11 protein-coding genes and 3 rRNA genes are annotated in these 19,823 nt (G+C 47.6%); 3 read left to right on the top strand and 11 right to left on the bottom strand.

What is annotated here, in order from left to right:
- Positions 1-52 precede the first annotated feature (52 nt).
- Positions 53-1,306, top strand: coding sequence for a GGDEF domain-containing protein (locus tag OX890_RS07335; RefSeq protein ID WP_126491348.1), 1,254 nt, complete (start codon positions 53-55; stop codon positions 1,304-1,306).
- A gap of 155 nt (positions 1,307-1,461) precedes the next feature.
- On the opposite strand, the gene OX890_RS07330 is transcribed toward OX890_RS07335, so the two are convergent.
- The 5 genes from OX890_RS07330 to OX890_RS07310 all read right to left on the bottom strand — a co-directional run bounded on the left by OX890_RS07330 (position 1,462) and on the right by OX890_RS07310 (position 8,017).
- On the bottom strand, positions 1,462-2,079 hold the full coding sequence (locus OX890_RS07330; RefSeq protein ID WP_267897852.1) for a transglycosylase SLT domain-containing protein: 618 nt from the start codon (positions 2,077-2,079) through the stop codon (positions 1,462-1,464).
- Positions 2,080-2,245: 166 nt separating this feature from the next.
- Positions 2,246-2,710, bottom strand: a complete 465-nt coding sequence (locus tag OX890_RS07325) for a hypothetical protein (protein ID WP_126491347.1) — start codon at positions 2,708-2,710, stop codon at positions 2,246-2,248.
- Positions 2,707-4,356 carry a glutamate--cysteine ligase gene (gene gshA / locus OX890_RS07320; protein ID WP_006084956.1) on the bottom strand — a complete coding sequence of 550 codons (1,650 nt, stop codon included), beginning with the start codon at positions 4,354-4,356 and terminating at the stop codon, positions 2,707-2,709. The genes OX890_RS07325 and gshA overlap by 4 nt, the downstream gene beginning before the upstream one ends.
- 184 nt (positions 4,357-4,540) lie before the next feature.
- Entirely contained in the window at positions 4,541-7,393 is a 2,853-nt protein-coding gene (locus OX890_RS07315) for a M16 family metallopeptidase (RefSeq protein WP_268650353.1), read from the bottom strand.
- Positions 7,394-7,591: 198 nt separating this feature from the next.
- On the bottom strand, positions 7,592-8,017 hold the full coding sequence (locus OX890_RS07310; protein WP_259545071.1) for a YqaA family protein: 426 nt from the start codon (positions 8,015-8,017) through the stop codon (positions 7,592-7,594).
- Positions 8,018-8,308: 291 nt separating this feature from the next.
- Here OX890_RS07310 and OX890_RS07305 point away from each other — a divergent pair, with 291 nt between their 5' ends.
- Together OX890_RS07305 and OX890_RS07300 are read left to right on the top strand one after the other, a co-directional pair.
- Positions 8,309-9,568 carry a dicarboxylate/amino acid:cation symporter gene (locus OX890_RS07305; RefSeq protein ID WP_126491344.1) on the top strand — a complete coding sequence of 420 codons (1,260 nt, stop codon included), beginning with the start codon at positions 8,309-8,311 and terminating at the stop codon, positions 9,566-9,568.
- A 243-nt stretch (positions 9,569-9,811) separates the two neighbouring features.
- On the top strand, positions 9,812-9,979 hold the full coding sequence (locus tag OX890_RS07300) for a hypothetical protein (RefSeq protein ID WP_172599558.1): 168 nt from the start codon (positions 9,812-9,814) through the stop codon (positions 9,977-9,979).
- A 114-nt stretch (positions 9,980-10,093) separates the two neighbouring features.
- Here the strand turns inward: OX890_RS07300 and OX890_RS07295 are convergent, their stop codons facing one another.
- The 6 genes from OX890_RS07295 to OX890_RS07270 all read right to left on the bottom strand — a co-directional run bounded on the left by OX890_RS07295 (position 10,094) and on the right by OX890_RS07270 (position 19,391).
- Positions 10,094-11,224 (bottom strand): sodium ion-translocating decarboxylase subunit beta, encoded by a 1,131-nt coding sequence (locus OX890_RS07295; protein ID WP_268650352.1) that lies wholly within the window; start codon positions 11,222-11,224, stop codon positions 10,094-10,096.
- Positions 11,225-11,232: 8 nt separating this feature from the next.
- Entirely contained in the window at positions 11,233-13,056 is a 1,824-nt protein-coding gene (gene oadA / locus OX890_RS07290; protein ID WP_126491342.1) for a sodium-extruding oxaloacetate decarboxylase subunit alpha, read from the bottom strand.
- Between the two features lie 11 nt (positions 13,057-13,067).
- Positions 13,068-13,334: an OadG family transporter subunit gene (locus tag OX890_RS07285; protein ID WP_126491341.1), complete on the bottom strand. Its 267-nt coding sequence runs from the start codon at positions 13,332-13,334 to the stop codon at positions 13,068-13,070.
- Positions 13,335-14,322: 988 nt separating this feature from the next.
- Positions 14,323-14,438: ribosomal RNA gene (rrf, locus tag OX890_RS07280) — 5S ribosomal RNA — on the bottom strand.
- A gap of 136 nt (positions 14,439-14,574) precedes the next feature.
- A 23S ribosomal RNA gene (locus OX890_RS07275) occupies positions 14,575-17,479 on the bottom strand.
- A 367-nt stretch (positions 17,480-17,846) separates the two neighbouring features.
- Positions 17,847-19,391 (bottom strand): 16S ribosomal RNA (locus tag OX890_RS07270).
- Together the 16S, 23S and 5S rRNA genes form the textbook arrangement of a ribosomal RNA operon.
- Between the last annotated feature and the right edge of the window lie 432 nt (positions 19,392-19,823).

The raw sequence follows: 19,823 nt of genomic DNA, 5'->3' as shown, positions 1-19,823 counted from the left end.
ATGTATAGCATTCAATTGTGGCTAGCAATGATACGGATAAAGGAATACTCGAGTGAAATTAAGGGATAATTTCAAACGTAAGACCATAGATCGCTTAGATTATCGCTATCATCTGCTATTGCTCATCGTGCCGATATGTCTATTCGTCCTGCTATTTATCTTTAATGCACCCACAGAAGGTTGGACTATCCTGCCATTACTGTTTGTTTGCATCATTTACATTTTTGCCTACAGCCTGATTTACTATTTGCATCAAGGTCGTTTAACTCGACTGTGGGAGCATTTAGAGCAAGTCGTCACCATCAATGATGCCATTTACGAGCTCGCGCACCTCTCAAGCCATTATAAAAATGAGCATGCCTTTCTCGACGCCTTACTCAACAAAGCCGTATACGTGATTAATGGTGCCGAAATGGGCAGCATCATTAAAGTCAACGAGGCTAATAACAAACTGCATTTCGAATCTGTGGTGGGGCTCGATTTAGCAAAACTCAGACAACTGGATTTTACCTTAGAGCAAACCTTTGAATATCGGCTCACTAAGGGGAGGTGCGATCAGGTCGTTGTCATCAATGATATGAAAAATATCAATGCGGCCAGCACCTTAACTGAAGATGATCAAAGAGTATTACTCACAGTGTCGAAGCAGCCGATACGCTCAACACTGTCTAGCCCTATCCGTATCGATGGCAAGCTCTATGGCATGCTCAATCTCGACAGCAGTAGCCTTGGTGCCTTTAGCGATTACGACCGCAACCTTGTCTCTATCCTGACCCACGAAGCCAGTAATGCCATTGCGCTCTATCAGAAGTCACAGCAGATCACTAAACTCGCAAATTTCGATCCCCTCACAGGGCTTTATAATCGTAAGAATTTTGAAGATGAACTGCACCACTGGCAGCACAAACCTCACCTTGGCAGCTTTTTGATTATTATCGATATGGATAATCTCAAGGCCATTAATGATGCCTATGGACACCAGACAGGCGATGTTGCCATTAAACGCACGGCCACAGCCATACTGACCTATTGGCAAAATAAAGGCATTATTTCCCGTTTTGGTGGCGATGAGTTTGTCGCTTTATGCCATGGGCCGCTAACCCAAATCGAGCAGGACTTAGATGATATGCGCAAAACCTTGAATCAAGGTTCAGAGCTTAGCCTCGCTTTTAGCTTTGGGATTGCACCCTTCGAAACCGATTGGTATCAATCCTTTAAGACTGCAGATCATGCCATGTATGAGCAAAAGCGCGCGAAGAAGAAAGCTATTAAAGCATTAGAAACTTTCGCGGTAAAAGTACAATAAGTCGATTGAAGTCAGTTACTACAGCCGCTATTAACAGGCCAATATCAAAAGTCAGTATGTCTCTGAGTTGAATATCGAAGTTAAACACCTAAAGTCAGCCATAGACTCTCATTCAAATGGCTGACAATGGGATCAAACTAGACTCTAGCTAAGCTCTAACCAAAGAATAAACGCCACAGCCAAGATGAATCCAAATCTTTTTGGCAGGTTTTATATTGCGCCGCGTAACGTTTAGATCGCGCATCCACTTTGTTAGCTACTTTCACTAACCACGCCTTAGACTTGTAACTGCCACGGCGATAACCGCCCCAGCCTTCGTGATAATTAAGATACTGGGCCCGCGCATCCCATTTAGACACGCCATTAATCTTATGGGTTTTACTGATAAACCAGCCCATAAAATCCATAGCATCATCGAAATCACTGCGGCTCGACCAACTGTTGCCCGTCTCACGCACATAATCATCCCACGTCATGGTCTTAGCCTGCGCATAACCATAGGCATCGCTGGCACGGCCAATAGGGATAAAACCTAAAAAGTATTCCATCGGTGGCGCAGCATTGTGCTTGAATGAACTCTCTTGATACATCATCGCCAACGGCACATGCACTGGCACGCCCCATTTGTCACGGGCGTCTTTAGCGGCATCATACCAATCTCGGTGTTCTTGAAATATCTCACACAAATTTTCGGGAGACTTAGGCGGAGACGTCGCGCAACCAGACAAGATGCCGAGACTTGCGCAGAGTAAGATAGCGGCGGGTTTATTCATTAATATCATATTCTTTGGAGAGTTAGCTGGCTCCATGATGTCATAGACTCAATCTGAGGCAAGCATAAAAAGCCTTTTTTGCGCTTAGAAGATCTAAACGCAAGGTGGAAATCAATCTGACTTAAATCGCATGTTGCTGGCTTAGCACTTGAGCTAAACGCTTTGGCTATTTCGTTTCGGGACTCAGCTCAAACTGACACTCATGCTCTTCTTGCTGCCACACACCTGGTTCCCAATACCCAGTGTCTTTGCCCATATAACGTTTATCGGTGTGAAATAGCGCACCGATATGATAACGCTGATGGCTCTCAACATTGAGCTTAAATACCTTAGGCGTTCGCGCGGCAAGTGTGACCGACAAGCTAGGATCATCAATCAGCTCCGCGACAGTAAACTCATACTCGCCGGGTGCTAGCTGATAATTAGGCTTAGAGACCACTGCCTGACCGTTTAAATGGGTCACGACGACGCGATACCAGTGAGTACTGGCATCGGGCTGCAAATAACCCGACACAGTGCCACAGCCCAGTGGATCTTCTGGTGAAGCGGCGCAGCCTGATAATAAGGCACTGGCCCCAATCAAAGCTGCGCTGATACGCAAGCGAGTGAAAGAGAATGAGCCCTCTTTCACGACTGAGCTCCAAAGTAATCTTCCAGATAATCATCAAACGAAACTGAACGCTGCGCCGCTTCTAGCTCGGCCTGCTTGTTAAGCGAGCTGGATGCTTCGGCTTGATACTGCGCTATGGTCTCGCTCGACAAGGGATAATCGACAAAGAATTGATAGTATTGCTGTGCCAACGTCATCACCCACTGACCATGATCTTGGCCTTTGTTGATTACGTTTTGCAGCACTTGTCCCGATAGGGTCAAGTTAGGATCTTCAACCGCTTTACGCCAATGGGCTAACGCCACTTGATAATCCGTCGCCTCACCATCGAGCAATACCGCCAAAGGTTGCAAGGCATCAAACAACTCTTCTAACCAAGATTTAAGCGAACGTGAACCGTTTGCGGTTAGTAACTCAAGCCCAGGTTTACGGCCTTCAAGCACCACAGCTTTAAGATTCGCGCTTAATCTCGCCTCTTCGCTGGCTTCAGACTTAGGCGACTGCGTTAATAAACAATAGAGCAGGAATAAATCGAGGAAACGCACTTGGGTCGCCTCAATGCCAATCGGGCTAAATGGATTAACATCTAAAGCACGCACTTCAATGTATTCCACCCCGGCACGGGCTAAGGCTTCTGACGGCTTCTCGCCACTGCGCGTCACCCGTTTGGCACGAATTGGCGAGTAGAACTCGTTTTCAATCTGCAATACGTTGGCATTGAGCTGACGATACTCACCATCGACTTTAACGCCGATATTGGCAAAGTTTGCCGAAGGCATTTTGATGGCCGCATTCACGCCAGCCAGATACTCAGGCAAAGAGTTATAGCTGATATTCAGCTCTTCTTGCTCTTTGTTGGTGTAGCCTAAATCGCTCATACGCAACGAAGTCGCATAGGGTAGATACAAAGTACCGTGGCCCGTTTTTTCAAACTTAAGATCAGTTTTTTGATCTTTAATGAAAGAGCTACATAACGCTGGTGAGGCACCAAATAAATAAGGTAGCACCCAGACTAAACGGCGGTAGTTACGGATCAAGCCAAAATAGGATTCAGAAATAAAATCATCGTAACTTAACTGCTTATCGCTCAATTCGTACAGGCTTTGCCATAACTCTTGTGATACCGAAAAGTTAAAGTGCACCCCAGAAATAATCTGCATCAAGGCGCCGTAACGATAGGTTAAGCCCTTACGATATAAGGTTTTCATCATACCGGTATTTGATGAACCATAACGGGCAACGGGGATCTGTTTCTCGTCCTTCACATAACAAGGCATGCTCACCGGCCACAGGCGCTGGCCATTTAAATGGCGCACGCTGAAGGCATGGGTTTCAGTTAATCCGTTTAGCAATTGCTCAACATTGTTATGTACCGGAGTAATAAACTCGAGCAAGGCCTCACTGTAATCCGTCGTAATACGCGAATGCATTAACGCTGAGCCTAAGGCTTCAGGATGCGAATCGGTGGCGAGATAACCCGACTCATCAATCCGCAACGCCTCACGCTCTATGCCACGTAACATACCCAAGAGTGCGGTGCGCCCATGGGCGTCCGAGAGATGTTGTACTAATTCATTGAATGACTTCAATTTGCGCTTCTCTAATTGGTGATTCGCTATCGCGACAAGGTTAACAGTCAGACCTTTATTTTGAGGCTTATCTTGCAAAATACGCCTCAAAATAAATCTAAACCTGTCTGTGGGGCAAGCCAAATTCACAACTTGTACTGTTAAAAGCAGACGGTGACAGCTAATGCTGTCACCGTCTTTCGATGTAAATCCGGTAAATATGTGACGAATAGTCGTTAATTAACGTACCCGCCTCTCACCTATATAAGGGCGAAATACCAATTTACAATACTAAAGTTTCAATTGGATAGCCCAATGCCGCTAAATCTGCTTCGATTTTCGCTTTATCTCCCACCACCAGAATTACCATTTTATTGATATCTAGCTCGGAAGCCGCGAGGGCATTGAGTTCATCTTTTGTTACAGTATTAATGATCTTGTCCTGTTGAGTCGTAAAATCTTGGCTCAATTGGTAACGTTGGATCATTCGCATAAAGCCCGCTTTTTGATACGGCGTTTCATAATCAAGTGCTTGGCCTTGCGAGACTGAATTTCGCATAAAGGCAAGTTCAGTATCCGTCATACCCTTTTGCTGGTACGCACTGATTTCTTTTACAAACTCAGTGAGTGCTTTCGCCGTCACGTCACTGCGAACGTTACTTGATGCGACAAAATCACCGACTTCAGCGCCGCCCGCAAAACTGGTGCGAGCACCATAGGTATAACCTTTATTCTCACGTAAATTCAGGTTGATACGACTATTGAATGCGCCGCCGAGCGGGTAGTTCATCAGGTAAGATTTAAAGTAATCGCCTGTGGCATCATAGGGCAATGCGCGCTTGGCGATATTGATCACCGATTGCGCCGCGCTAGGTTTATCAATCAGATAAATCGTACCGCCTTTTAATGCTGGGAATGGCTTAAGTGGCGGCACCACAACTGCGGCCCCTTGCCACTGACTCAATCCCGCTAACTTAGGCAATAATGCTGATTCAGGTAAATTGGCGACTGTGACGATTTTAGCGTTACCGCCTTGATACTGCTGGGCATAAAACGCTTTTACATCGGCTAACGTAAGCGCCGCGACTGAATCGAGCGTACCTATGTCATTCACACCTAAGGCATTGTCTTTACCGTATAACAAAGACGACAACGCCGTATCAGCTAGGTAGCTAGGATCAGACTGCATATGCTGGATCTGCTGTAACTGCTGCTGTTTTACTCGGGTAAAGTCCGCTTCGTTGAAGGCTGGCTGGAAGAGCTTTTCTTCCATAATCGCCAGCGTCTCATCTAAATGCGCTGTCAGCGTCGATATTTTAATCGCACTTTGATACTCAGAGGCACTAAAGTCGACTGAACTGCCGAGCATTTCTAACGCTTGCGAAAGCGCTTCACTGCTGCGTTTCTGGCTCGACTCATTAAGCATTTCTGCGGTCAGCGTCGCTAAGCCCGCTTTTTCAACTGGTACCAGTCTATGGCCTCCATTAAGGTACACAATCAGCTCAACCGTAGGCGTTTCAGTGCTTTGTGTCCCCATGACTTCTATGCCATTGGCTAAGGTTTTAGTCCATATTGTCGGAACCTTTAACACAGGTGCAGCGCCAGATGCGGGCATCTTAGTCCGATCAAAACTTGAAACGAGTTCAGGCTTTGGTAAATCCCCTTCTACCGCCGTTTGCGCAATGGGCAAGGTCGCGGGCGTGAAGTTATCGGCATGGGCGATAAGTGACGTCATACCCTGCGGCACCACACTCATCACCACCATAGGCTTATTTTTAATGTATTGCTTGAACACGCGCATCACATCGTCTTTGGTCACATTGGCATAACGACTCAAATCTGAAGCTATCATGTTCGGATTGCCCGATAGCGTTTGGTTCATCGCTAAGGCAGACACTTTGCCAGAAACACTTTGCAGGCTGTAAATGGTATCGGCCTCAAACTGCACTTTAACTTTTTGCAGATCGTCATCGGTAACGCCACGTTGCTCAAACTCATTAATAGAATCGAGGATACGTTGTTCCAGATCCGCCAGTTTGCCGCCCTTTTCAGGATTAGCTAAAGCATAAATCGACATCTGACACGCCAGCTCTTGGCAAGGATGGCTGACATTGGCCTGCACGGCATAGCCATCTTTCACCAAGTTTTTATATAACAAGGATGTTTTGCCGCCGCCTAAAATATTGGCTAACAGATCGAGCGCAGCTTCATCAGGATGCCTTGCGTATACGGTTGGAAAACCAATACGGATCAAAGGCAAGTGCACTTGATCTTCCAAGGAGATGTAACGCGTTTTATCTAAGTTAACCAGCGCCTTTTGCTCTAACGAGACTTCAGGGCCGCGGGGGATTTCACCAAAATATTTGTTCACCCAGGCTAAGGTCTGCATTTCATCGAAATCGCCACCTATGGTCAGGGTTGCATTGTTAGGCCCATACCAACGTTGGAAAAAGTGTTTAACATCATCAACTGTGGCGCGATTAAGATCGTCCGGCCAGCCAATCACAGGCCAAGAATAAGGATGACCGACAGGATACATGGCTTGGCTAAAACGCTCACTCATGCGGCCATAGGGCTGATTGTCGATACGTTGCGCACGTTCGTTTTTCACTGTCTCGCGCTGCACTTCAAATTTTTCACTGGTGAGTGCCGGCAATAAAAAGCCCATACGGTCCGACTCAAGCCACAGCATTTTTTCTAATTGATTGCTGGGTACGGTTTCAAAGTAGTTTGTTCTGTCGGTATTGGTCGTGCCGTTTAAGGTGCCGCCAGCTTCGGTAACCACTTCAAAATGTTGTTCATCGGCGACGTGCTGCGAGCCTTGGAACATCATGTGTTCAAATAAATGCGCAAAACCCGAACGGCCAGCCAATTCACGGGCAGAGCCCACATGATAAGTAACATCGACATGCACTAAGGGATCGGAATCATCTTGATGCAAAATAACCGTTAACCCATTGGCTAATTGGTACTTTTTGTAGGGTATCCCTACTTGCGAATCGGTCAGTTGCACATTTTCGATAAGTTTAACGCCTGCGGGCAAGTTCGCCGTAGTCGTTTCAGATGCACAGCCCGCGAGTGCGGCAGAAATTGCGACCGCTAATATCCATTTCTTCAAAACATTCCCCTCATACATCAATGGGTCAAAAATACAGCTTCATAATCATAGTGCTGCGTATATTCATCACTGTGTAGCGTATATAGTGCGCTTAAATGATTAAGCATTGGGATTTATGACTCGCAAAATTGACACTAAGTTCCTATCTATACAGTAAATTCAGTCTAAACGGAAAAACACTCCCCGCCCTTGACCATTAAATGCATCCTAACGCCATCATGCCATCCATTGCAGCACGGCAGCGGCAACAATTAAGTAACGAATTGTTTTACCAATTAAAATCATCAGCAAAGAGGACATTAGCGGCAACCTCACCCAGCCCGCCAATAAACAGAGAATATCGCCGATAACCGGTGCCCATGAGAGTAAAAGCGCCCACACGCCGTAGCGTTCAATCATGGCGAGCCCCTTTGCGTGTTTACCTGTCGCTAACGCTTCTGGTGATTTTGCTAGGCGACCTAAGCGGCCTAAATAGAAACTGGTCATCGCGCCCAACGTGTTGCCAATACTGGCCACCACGACCAGCGCAACCCAAGCCTCTGGAGTTTTGTTTAATAGCGCCACGAGTAAGACTTCAGATCCCCCCGGTAACAAAGTCGCCGCTAAAAAAGCGCCGGTGAACATAATGCCTAACTCAGTCATAATGGCTTACTCAATGATAAATCTCTCTTTTTGTATTCAATGCGATAAGGTTTGTCATGGGTTAATTGAATGTTTCACTTAATCTTTTTACAACAAACTCACTTATCACAATAAGTTATAAGAAAAACGGTTTGTTATAACCCTAGCTCTGTCGATACAATGGTTTAACTATGGCAATCAATGACCCTGCGCATGACTGAGCGCGCGTTAACATGACGCTCAACTCGTTGAATACGAATCCTATCATCGCAGGTCTATTGGCTCACTCTTAATTTATTTTCTGGAATATGCATGATCCTTCAAACCATTAGCCGCATTCCGTTTTGGCAAAAAGTCTTAGCAGGCTTTATCTTAGGTGCGCTCGTTGGCGTTATTTTAGGTGAAAGCGCCACAGTGCTAAAACCACTCGGTGATCTGTTCATTGGCGCCATTAAGATGTTGGTCGCGCCTTTGGTCTTTTGTGCCATTGTCGTCAGTATCACATCGCTCGGCTCGCAAACTAGCCTAAAACGCTTAAGCCTTAAAACCTTAGGTATGTTCATGCTGACAGGCACGATTGCCTCGCTGATCGGCTTAGCCGTAGGTTCGATGATCGACATGGGCGGCACTATGCAGCTCACGGCAACGGAAGTGCGCGAGCGTAATATTCCCGGTTTTGCACAAGTGTTGCTCGACATGATCCCTGTCAATCCTTTCGCCTCACTGGCTGAAGGCAAGGTACTGCAAATTATCGTGTTTGCCGCGTTAGTGGGTATCGCTATCAATAAAGTCGGCGAGAAAGCTGAGCCGCTAAAACGCACCATAGAAGCGGGCGCAGAAGTCATGTTCCAACTGACTCGCATGGTCTTAAAACTCACTCCTATCGGTGTGTTTGGTTTAATGGCTTGGGTTGTCGGTGAATATGGTTTATCGACTCTACTGCCGTTAGGTAAGTTTATCGGGGCTATCTACATTGCCGCCTTTATCCATATCATCTTTGTTTACGGTGGCTTAGTGAAATTTGTCGGTGGTTTAAGCCCACTGCAATTTTTCCGCAAAGCTATGCCAGCGCAGTTAGTCGCCTTTAGTACTTCTTCAAGTTTCGGAACTTTACCTGCGAGCACCCGTGCAGTCGAAACCATGGGCGTATCAAAGCGTTATAGCGCCTTTGTGATGCCATTAGGTGCGACCATGAACATGGACGGCTGTGGGGGTATTTACCCTGCGATTGCCGCTATCTTCATCGCGCAGATTTACAATATTCCGCTCGATACACTGGACTATGTGATGATTGCCGTGACTGCAACCGTGGCTTCTGTTGGAACCGCTGGCGTGCCAGGAAGTGCAATGGTGATGTTAACTGTGACCTTAGGTGTGATTGGTCTACCACTCGAAGGCATTGCCTTTATCGCCGCGATTGACCGTATTATCGATATGATCCGCACGGCAACGAACGTGACGGGCGATATGATGACAGCAGTCGTGATTGGTAAATCAGAAAATGAACTCGATGAAGCGCAGTTCTATTCGAACGATACCCAAGACGTTAAACCTGTGAGTTCGCAGCAATAACAATACTGGGGCGAAGCCACTGCGCTAAGCCATCAGTAACATTAGCTAAATTACGCAGATGATGTAAATGAAGAGACCGCTTAGGCGGTCTTTTTTATTATTCAACAAACGGCCTTTAATCCGTCGGCTTTAAAGCCCCAATCAACTCCAACGGTCCTCATCGACTGCAAAATAGGTTACTCAAATAAGATCAAGCTGTTAGACTCTAAAATAACTCTAACTCACATTTTAGCAGAACAGACAATGACGAGACTCTTCCTTATCCCGCTGATCCTATGTTTGTTTTGGGCGTTATTTTTAAAAGCCAACAAACTCACGCTAAAACAAGGCAGACGAGGTTTTATCTACATTATTGGCATAGGTGAAGGGATGATTTTAACCCTCATCACGTTAATGTGGTTAACGGCTTAGCAAAAGGCCAACTCAATACTGAGTTGGCCTTAGTGATAAAACTGAGCTAACGATTGGAAGATGTTCAAAGCTCAGTTAACCCAAATCGGTTAACTCAGTGATTAACCCAATCCGTTACCCAAGAACAGCAAGTAAAATCCCCGCCGCCACAGCAGAGCCTAACACCCCCGCCACATTGGGCCCCATTGCATGCATCAGCAGGAAGTTATGTTGATTCGCTTCCAACCCCACTTTGTTGACGACTCGCGCCGCCATAGGCACAGCCGATACCCCTGCGGCGCCGATCAGCGGATTCACTTCACCGCCCGACAGCTTACACATCAGCTTTGCCATCAACACACCCGCTGCTGTACCAACGCCGAAAGCCAAGGCACCCAAAACCAGAATTCCTAAGGTTTCCAGCCGCAGGAATTGATCCGCGGATAACTTAGAACCCACAGCTAAACCTAAGAAAATCGTGACGATATTAATAAGCTCGTTCTGCGCCGTTTTCGATAATCTATCCACCACGCCCGATTCGCGCATCAAATTACCAAGGCAAAACATGCCCACTAACGGCGTGGCCGCAGGTAAGAAGAGAATCGTTAATCCCAGCACCATCAAAGGGAAAATGATCTTTTCCTTCTTACTGACTTCGCGCAGCTGCTCCATTTTAATTTCGCGCTCAGCTTGGGTTGTCAGTAAGCGCATGATCGGCGGTTGAATAATAGGGACTAACGCCATATAGGAATAAGCCGCGACCGCAATCGCCCCCAATAACTCAGGCGCCAGTTTGGAGGCGAGGAAAATCGCCGTCGGCCCATCGGCGCCGCCTATAATCGCAATGGCCGCCGCGTCCTTCATGGTGAACTCAAAGCCCGGCACTAAGTTCAGCGCTATCGCCCCAATCAATGTCGCGAAAATCCCAAACTGCGCCGCAGCTCCTAACAACAGGGTTTTAGGATTGGCAATCAAGGCACTAAAGTCGGTCAGCGCACCGACGCCCATAAAGATCAACAGTGGGAATACCCCAGTCTCAATCCCCACATGATAGGCGTAAAACAGCATGCCACCTTCTTCAGTAAATCCCGCGTGGGGAATGTTCGCCAGCACTGCACCAAAACCAATGGGCAACAATAACAAAGGCTCAAACCCACGCACTATGGCGAGATACAAGAGCAAAGCGCCGACAGCCATCATCAACACTTGCCCGCCAGTAAAGTGAGCAATACCTGTCTCGGCCCAAAAAGCCATTAAACCTTCCATAATGACTCCTACGCCAAGGCCAGTAATTGAGAACCCACAGACACTGAGTCGCCTTCTTTCACCCAGAGCTTAGCGATAATGCCATCGCCCTGAGCACGAATTTCAGTTTCCATCTTCATCGCCTCAAGGATGATCACGACATCGCCTTCACACACTCTATCGCCTGGAGAAACATGCACTTTGAATATGTTGCCCGACAGAGGCGCGCTCATTTCGAGGCGGATCTCACCATGGCTAGCCGTTGGCGTAGTGCTCGCCGTAACCGTTTGCACGGCATGAACACTTTGGCCCTGTGGCTGGATTTGCGAGATCTCACCGCCGGCGGCGACTTCAACTACGTACTCTTGCCCTTCGACTGTTACCGTGTAGGTTTCAGGGCCACGATCCGCAGCATTAGTAGCAAGTGCCGCAGTCAATTCAGGTTTAGGCTCAAAGGCGCTCGGATCGTCACGATTCTTTAAGAACTGCAATCCTATTTGTGGGAAGAGTGCATAGGTCAGCACATCATCGTCATGCTCTGAAGATAGGCGAATGCCTTGTTCCTGTGCTTTATCAGCTAACTCAAGGCGTAACTTAGCCAGCTCTGGCGTTAATAAATCCGCAGGCCGACATGTAATAGCTTCAGCCCCTTGCAAGACTCTAGCTTGCAATGCGGCATCTACTTGCGCAGGCGTCGCGCCATATTCCCCCTTGAGCACGCCTTCAGTCTCTTTAGTCAGTGACTTATAACGCTCGCCCATTAGCACATTAATGACCGCCTGCGAGCCGACAATTTGCGATGTGGGTGTCACTAACGGCAAGAAACCTAAATCGGCACGTACGCGGGGAATTTCTTCCAATACCAAGTCCATCTTATCGGCCGCGCCTTGTTCCTTTAATTGGCTCTCCATATTGGTCAGCATGCCACCTGGCACTTGTGCACGTAAGATCCGCGAATCTATGCCTTTCAGTGCGCCTTCAAACTTAGCGTACTTCTTGCGCACCTCACGGAAATAAGCGGCAATCTCCTCAAGCAACACCATATCGTAACCCGTTGCACGCTCAGTATCTTCCACCATAGCGATAACGGTTTCAGTTGCAGTATGTCCATAGGTTTGACTCATCGACGAAATTGCCGTATCGAGCACATCGATGCCCGCTTCAATGGCTTTCTGATAAGTCGCAGTACTTAATCCTGTCGTCGCATGACAATGCATAGATAACACGAGTTGGGTCTGAGATTTGAGTCGGCTAATAAGCTCAAACGCTTCCATCGGCTTAAGCAACCCCGCCATATCTTTGATACACAAAGAATCGCATCCCATATCTTCGAGACGTTTTGCCATATCAACCCACGTCTCTATGGTATGCACTGGACTCGTGGTATACGAAATCGTCCCCTGCGCATGGCCGCCAACTTGGCGCACTGCTTTCACCGCAGTCTCGAGGTTTCGAACATCGTTCATCGCATCGAAAATACGAAATACATCAACGCCATTGGTATGGGCACGCTCAACAAAACGCATGACTAAATCATCGGCATAATGGCGATAACCTAAGAGGTTTTGGCCACGCAGCAACATTTGCTGCGGCGTATTCGGCATGGCCTTTTTCAGCTCACGAATTCGCTCCCAAGGATCTTCACCAAGATAACGAATACAAGCATCAAACGTCGCACCACCCCAAGATTCCAGTGACCAGAAGCCGATCTTATCGAGTAGTGGCGCTATCGGTAACATGTCATCAATGCGTAAGCGCGTCGCTAAAATGGATTGATGCGCGTCCCGCAAAACGACATCAGTTAAAAATAATGGCTTAGCCACTGCCGTCGTAGAATTAGATACAAAAGTCATACTGCTCCCCATTACTTAATCTGTGAACGATACTGCTTTACCGCCAATGAAATCGCAGCGACCACATTTGGATCTAAAGGCTTAGCATCAGATTGCGATACCCTCTGCTGACTTTTAGCATGATGTTTAGCAAAACGTGCAGAGGCAGCATCGACTGCACACCAACGCGCAACCAAATGGATCCCAAGGATTAGTACACCTAAAAATAAATACACTAAGCCCATCCCCAAAAACATAATGCCAACGGCATCCAATAAAGATTGCGTTACATCCTCCATAGCTCCCCTGCCCCTTACTTACTCTCTCAATCCCTATCAACAGTACGATTGCCCCGAAAACATCGCTATCGCATTACAAGTACAACATTCAATCGGTTGAGCGGTTTACAAACTATGGGTCTCTCGTAGACAGACCTATAGCGACCACCACACAAAGAATATTTGAATAAAAAATCACATTTAAAAGCTAATAACTCACGCAACAAGAAAGTCAGCTTGAACTCAATCCGCCACAAACATAACCAATTGATAACAAAAACACCATACAGATGTAAATTGGTCTTACCAATATTGAATAAATTCAAAGACGGCCAGTCATTAATCCTCATAAATCGGGCAATTAATTCAATATTCCATAATGAAATACCCACTATGCTGGATTTAAGACGAAATGATGTCCTAAGCTGAAAAATGATTCCTAAATTGAAGACAACGGACATAGGAATAATCCAAGTGAAAAAGTATGCAGATTTAACAATCCAAACAACTGCTATTTGATTCTGAGAGAATATAGAAAGGAATGTTGTTCCAACGACATTGATTGAAAAAGAGGAATGGTCTCTACCTAGACAAATTAAATCATCCATTTTGACAACTTAAGTATCCGCCTTGGTTTCAACGTAGAGCAGCGCTCGGCAATACGATTGGTGTATCAAACGGTTACCTTGAGAGACACGCAAGAGTGTTGCCTCAGTAGACCTTAGGCTTTTAGATATGCGCAGAATTAAGCAATAGGACTAGGGCAAGAACGAAATGAGGAAGCCTAAGAGCGACAAGGAACTCAGTAATTGAAATGGCAAGTGAGCTGATGAGCTGATGAGCTGATGAGCTGATGAGCTGATGAGCTGATGAGCTGATGAGCTGATGAGTAAAAATAGTTGGTAAACATGCAAGTTGGAAGAAAAATATATCAATTTCTGCAAATTACAGACGCAAAAAAGCCAGCTTATTCAGCTGGCTTCGTTACATCTCAATGAGATAATTAGGCGCTTGGCGATGACCTACTCTCACATGGGGAGACCCCACACTACCATCGGCGCGTTTGCGTTTCACTTCTGAGTTCGGGATGGGATCAGGTGGTTCCACAAGGCTATTTTCACCAAGCAAATTCTGTTTATTACCGTGTCCATCTCTGGACCACGTTAATAATAATTCGGAAAGCTGATTTGCTTTGAGTCTTTAACTTTATCAAGTGTCGATATTCTGTCTAAGGCTTCTTTGTAAAACCCATCTGGGTTGTATGGTTAAGCCTCTCGAGTCATTAGTACATGTTAGCTCAACGCCTCACAACGCTTACACACCATGCCTATCAACGTCCTAGTCTCGAACGGCTCTTTAGAGGAATTAAATTCCTAGGGATGACTCATCTTAGGGCTCGCTTCCCGCTTAGATGCTTTCAGCGGTTATCGATTCCGAACGTAGCTACCGGGCAATGCCATTGGCATGACAACCCGAACACCAGCGGTTCGTCCACTCCGGTCCTCTCGTACTAGGAGCAGCTCCCTTCAATCATCCAACGCCCACGGCAGATAGGGACCGAACTGTCTCACGACGTTCTGAACCCAGCTCGCGTACCACTTTAAATGGCGAACAGCCATACCCTTGGGACCGACTTCAGCCCCAGGATGTGATGAGCCGACATCGAGGTGCCAAACACCGCCGTCGATATGAACTCTTGGGCGGTATCAGCCTGTTATCCCCGGAGTACCTTTTATCCGTTGAGCGATGGCCCTTCCATTCAGAACCACCGGATCACTATGACCTACTTTCGTACCTGCTCGACGTGTATGTCTCGCAGTTAAGCTGGCTTATGCCATTGCACTAACCGTACGATGTCCGACCGTACTTAGCCAACCTTCGTGCTCCTCCGTTACTCTTTGGGAGGAGACCGCCCCAGTCAAACTACCCACCAGGCACTGTCCCTAATCCCGATAAGGGACCTAGGTTAGAACATCAAAACTACAAGGGTGGTATTTCAAGGACGACTCCATCATGACTAGCGTCACAACTTCAAAGTCTCCCACCTATCCTACACATGTAGGTTCAATGTTCAGTGCCAAGCTATAGTAAAGGTTCACGGGGTCTTTCCGTCTAGCCGCGGGTATACGGCATCTTCACCGCAATTTCAACTTCACTGAGTCTCGGCTGGAGACAGCGTGGCCATCATTACGCCATTCGTGCAGGTCGGAACTTACCCGACAAGGAATTTCGCTACCTTAGGACCGTTATAGTTACGGCCGCCGTTTACCGGGGCTTCGATCATGAGCTTCTCTTGCGATAACCCAATCAATTAACCTTCCGGCACCGGGCAGGCGTCACACCGTATACTTCCTCTTGCGAGTTTGCACAGTGCTGTGTTTTTGATAAACAGTTGCAGCCACCTGGTATCTGCGACTCCCGTCAGCTTAGAGAGCAAGTCTCATCACCAACAAGAGCGTACCTTCTCCCGAAGTTACGGTACCATTTTGCCTAGTTCCTTCAGCCGAGTTCTCTCAAGCGCCTTGGTATTCTCTACCCGACCACCTGTGTCGGTTTGGGGTACGATTCCCACTAACCTGAAGCTTAGAAGATTTTCCTGGAAGCATGGCATCAACTACTTCAGTCCCTTAGGACCTCGTCATCAGCTCTCAGTCTGCACACTAAAGTGCGATTCCCCGGATTTGCCTAAGAAATCAACCTACCACCTTAAACGCGGACTACCAACGCCGCGCTAGCCTAGCCTTCTCCGTCTCTCCATCGCAGTTAGCGGAAGTACAGAAATATTAATCTGTTTCCCATCGATTACGCCTTTCGGCCTCACCTTAGGGGTCGACTCACCCTGCCCCGATTAACGTTGGACAGGAACCCTTGGTCTTTCGGCGAGGGGGTTTTTCACCCCCTTTATCGTTACTCATGTCAGCATTCGCACTTCTGATACCTCCAGCGTGGGTTACCCCTTCACCTTCAACGGCTTACAGAACGCTCCTCTACCGCGCATCTCTAATGAAATGCACCCGTAGCTTCGGTGACTAGCTTAGCCCCGTTACATCTTCCGCGCAGGCCGACTCGACTAGTGAGCTATTACGCTTTCTTTAAATGATGGCTGCTTCTAAGCCAACATCCTAGCTGTCTAAGCCTTCCCACATCGTTTCCCACTTAGCTAGTACTTTGGGACCTTAGCTGACGGTCTGGGTTGTTTCCCTTTTGACGACGGACGTTAGCACCCGCCGTCTGTCTCCCGAGTAGTACTCATTGGTATTCGGAGTTTGCAAAGGGTTGGTAAGTCGGGATGACCCCCTAGCCTTAACAGTGCTCTACCCCCAATGGTATTCGCTCGAGGCGCTACCTAAATAGCTTTCGAGGAGAACCAGATATCTCCCGGTTTGATTGGCCTTTCACCCCCAGCCACAAGTCATCCGCTAATTTTTCAACATTAGTCGGTTCGGTCCTCCAGTTGATGTTACTCAACCTTCAACCTGCCCATGGCTAGATCACCGGGTTTCGGGTCTACACCTTGCAACTAAACGCGCAGTTAACACTCGGTTTCCCTACGGCTCCGCTATTCGCTTAACCTCGCTACAAAATGTAAGTCGCTGACCCATTATACAAAAGGTACGCAGTCACGGTCTCAAGAACCGCTCCCACTGCTTGTACGTATACGGTTTCAGGTTCTATTTCACTCCCCTCACAGGGGTTCTTTTCGCCTTTCCCTCACGGTACTGGTTCACTATCGGTCAGTCAGGAGTATTTAGCCTTGGAGGATGGTCCCCCCATATTCAAACAGGATGTCACGTGTCCCGCCTTACTCGTTTTCATCAATGGTTAGTTTTCATGTACGGGGCTATCACCCTGTGCCGCTGTGCTTTCCAACACATTCCACTAACACCCCACTGACTTAAGGGCTAATCCCCGTTCGCTCGCCGCTACTAGGGGAATCTCGGTTGATTTCTTTTCCTCCGGGTACTTAGATGTTTCAGTTCCCCGGGTTCGCCTCGCAACACTATGTATTCATGTTGCGATAACAGCTTATGCTGCTGGGTTCCCCCATTCGGACATCGTTAGCTCAAATGCTTGTTACTAGCTCGCCAACGCTTTTCGCAAGTTACTACGTCCTTCATCGCCTCTGACTGCCAAGGCATCCACCGTATACGCTTAGTCGCTTAACCATACAACCCAAATGAGTTTCACTCATCTGAGCCGCATTGCGACCAGCTTGGTTTTACTTGTCTCACTTCCGACCAAGAAAGTGGACGCGCCTTAGACGTAAACTATTCAACAAAGAATAATTTACTTTTTGAATATTCAAGACACTTAATAAAGTGTTTGAGAACTCATGATGCAAACGTTTCCACGTTTACATCGGTTTGTAAGTAACATGACGACAGACATCATCACGTTACATACTATCAGCTTTCCAAATTGTTAAAGAACAATGCTAACCGGCTAGCGGCGCATTCAGCTCTGACTTCTCCTAAGAGAAGATAAACAAGCAATCTGTGTGAACACTCAAAAGCATCGAGTTAGTCGTATAGGTAAGGAGGTGATCCAGCCCCAGGTTCCCCTAGGGCTACCTTGTTACGACTTCACCCCAGTCATGAACCACAAAGTTGTGAGCGCCCCCCCGAAGGTTAAGCTACCCACTTCTTTTGCAGCCCACTCCCATGGTGTGACGGGCGGTGTGTACAAGGCCCGGGAACGTATTCACCGTGGCATTCTGATCCACGATTACTAGCGATTCCGACTTCATGGAGTCGAGTTGCAGACTCCAATCCGGACTACGACGAGCTTTGTGAGATTAGCTCCACCTCGCGGCTTTGCAACCCTCTGTACTCGCCATTGTAGCACGTGTGTAGCCCTACTCGTAAGGGCCATGATGACTTGACGTCGTCCCCACCTTCCTCCGGTTTATCACCGGCAGTCTCCCTAGAGTTCCCACCATTACGTGCTGGCAAATAAGGATAGGGGTTGCGCTCGTTGCGGGACTTAACCCAACATTTCACAACACGAGCTGACGACAGCCATGCAGCACCTGTCTCAGAGTTCCCGAAGGCACTAAGCTATCTCTAGCGAATTCTCTGGATGTCAAGAGTAGGTAAGGTTCTTCGCGTTGCATCGAATTAAACCACATGCTCCACCGCTTGTGCGGGCCCCCGTCAATTCATTTGAGTTTTAACCTTGCGGCCGTACTCCCCAGGCGGTCTACTTAATGCGTTAGCTTGAGAGCCCAGTGTTCAAGACACCAAACTCCGAGTAGACATCGTTTACGGCGTGGACTACCAGGGTATCTAATCCTGTTTGCTCCCCACGCTTTCGTGCCTGAGCGTCAGTCTTTGTCCAGGGGGCCGCCTTCGCCACCGGTATTCCTCCAGATCTCTACGCATTTCACCGCTACACCTGGAATTCTACCCCCCTCTACAAGACTCTAGTTCGCCAGTTCGAAATGCAATTCCCAGGTTGAGCCCGGGGCTTTCACATCTCGCTTAACAAACCGCCTGCGCACGCTTTACGCCCAGTAATTCCGATTAACGCTCGGACCCTCCGTATTACCGCGGCTGCTGGCACGGAGTTAGCCGGTCCTTCTTCTGTAGGTAACGTCACAGCAACAGCGTATTAAGCTGCTACCTTTCCTCCCTACTGAAAGTGCTTTACAACCCGAAGGCCTTCTTCACACACGCGGCATGGCTGCATCAGGGTTTCCCCCATTGTGCAATATTCCCCACTGCTGCCTCCCGTAGGAGTCTGGGCCGTGTCTCAGTCCCAGTGTGGCTGATCATCCTCTCAGAACAGCTAGGGATCGTCGCCTTGGTGAGCCATTACCTCACCAACTAGCTAATCCCACCTAGGTTCATCCAATCGCGGAAGGCCCGAAGGTCCCCTCCTTTCCCCCGTAGGGCGTATGCGGTATTAGCAGTCGTTTCCAACTGTTATCCCCCTCGACTGGGCAGATCCCTAGGCATTACTCACCCGTCCGCCGCTCGCCGGCAAAGATAGCAAGCTATCTTCCCGCTGCCGCTCGACTTGCATGTGTTAGGCCTGCCGCCAGCGTTCAATCTGAGCCATGATCAAACTCTTCAATTAAAGTTTTGTTGCTTCATCCCGAAGGAATCAGCGGCTCAATGAATTCTGATTTTTTTGTTTTTCGCACTCCTTATAAAAGAAGGGCTAAAACAAACTGTACATATTGCTATGAACACTCATTGTTACATTGATTTAAATTTTTGACTGCCAACCCTAAGGTTAAGCAGTTTCGATTAACTCAACACCTGTGAGTGTCCACACAGATTTCTTGTTTTATCTTGTTAAAGAGCAACTCAATATCCGTAAGAGGACGTGAGTGCCATACTGAGCGCCGAACGCTTCCAGTTGGCTAGGGCTGCGTATTCTACGCATTTCCCGTTTCGCGTCAAGGAGTTTTTGCAAACTTTCTCAACACTCATCAATCAGTAAACTCATTCATGAACTGTCACATCAGGCTGCTTAACGCTGTCTGCCGTGTCAGTGGATGCGCAT

Source organism: Shewanella sp. DAU305 (assembly GCF_026802235.1).
In the GTDB taxonomy this organism is placed as follows: domain Bacteria; phylum Pseudomonadota; class Gammaproteobacteria; order Enterobacterales; family Shewanellaceae; genus Shewanella; species Shewanella baltica.
This window is presented reverse-complemented; position numbering and strand designations above follow the sequence as displayed.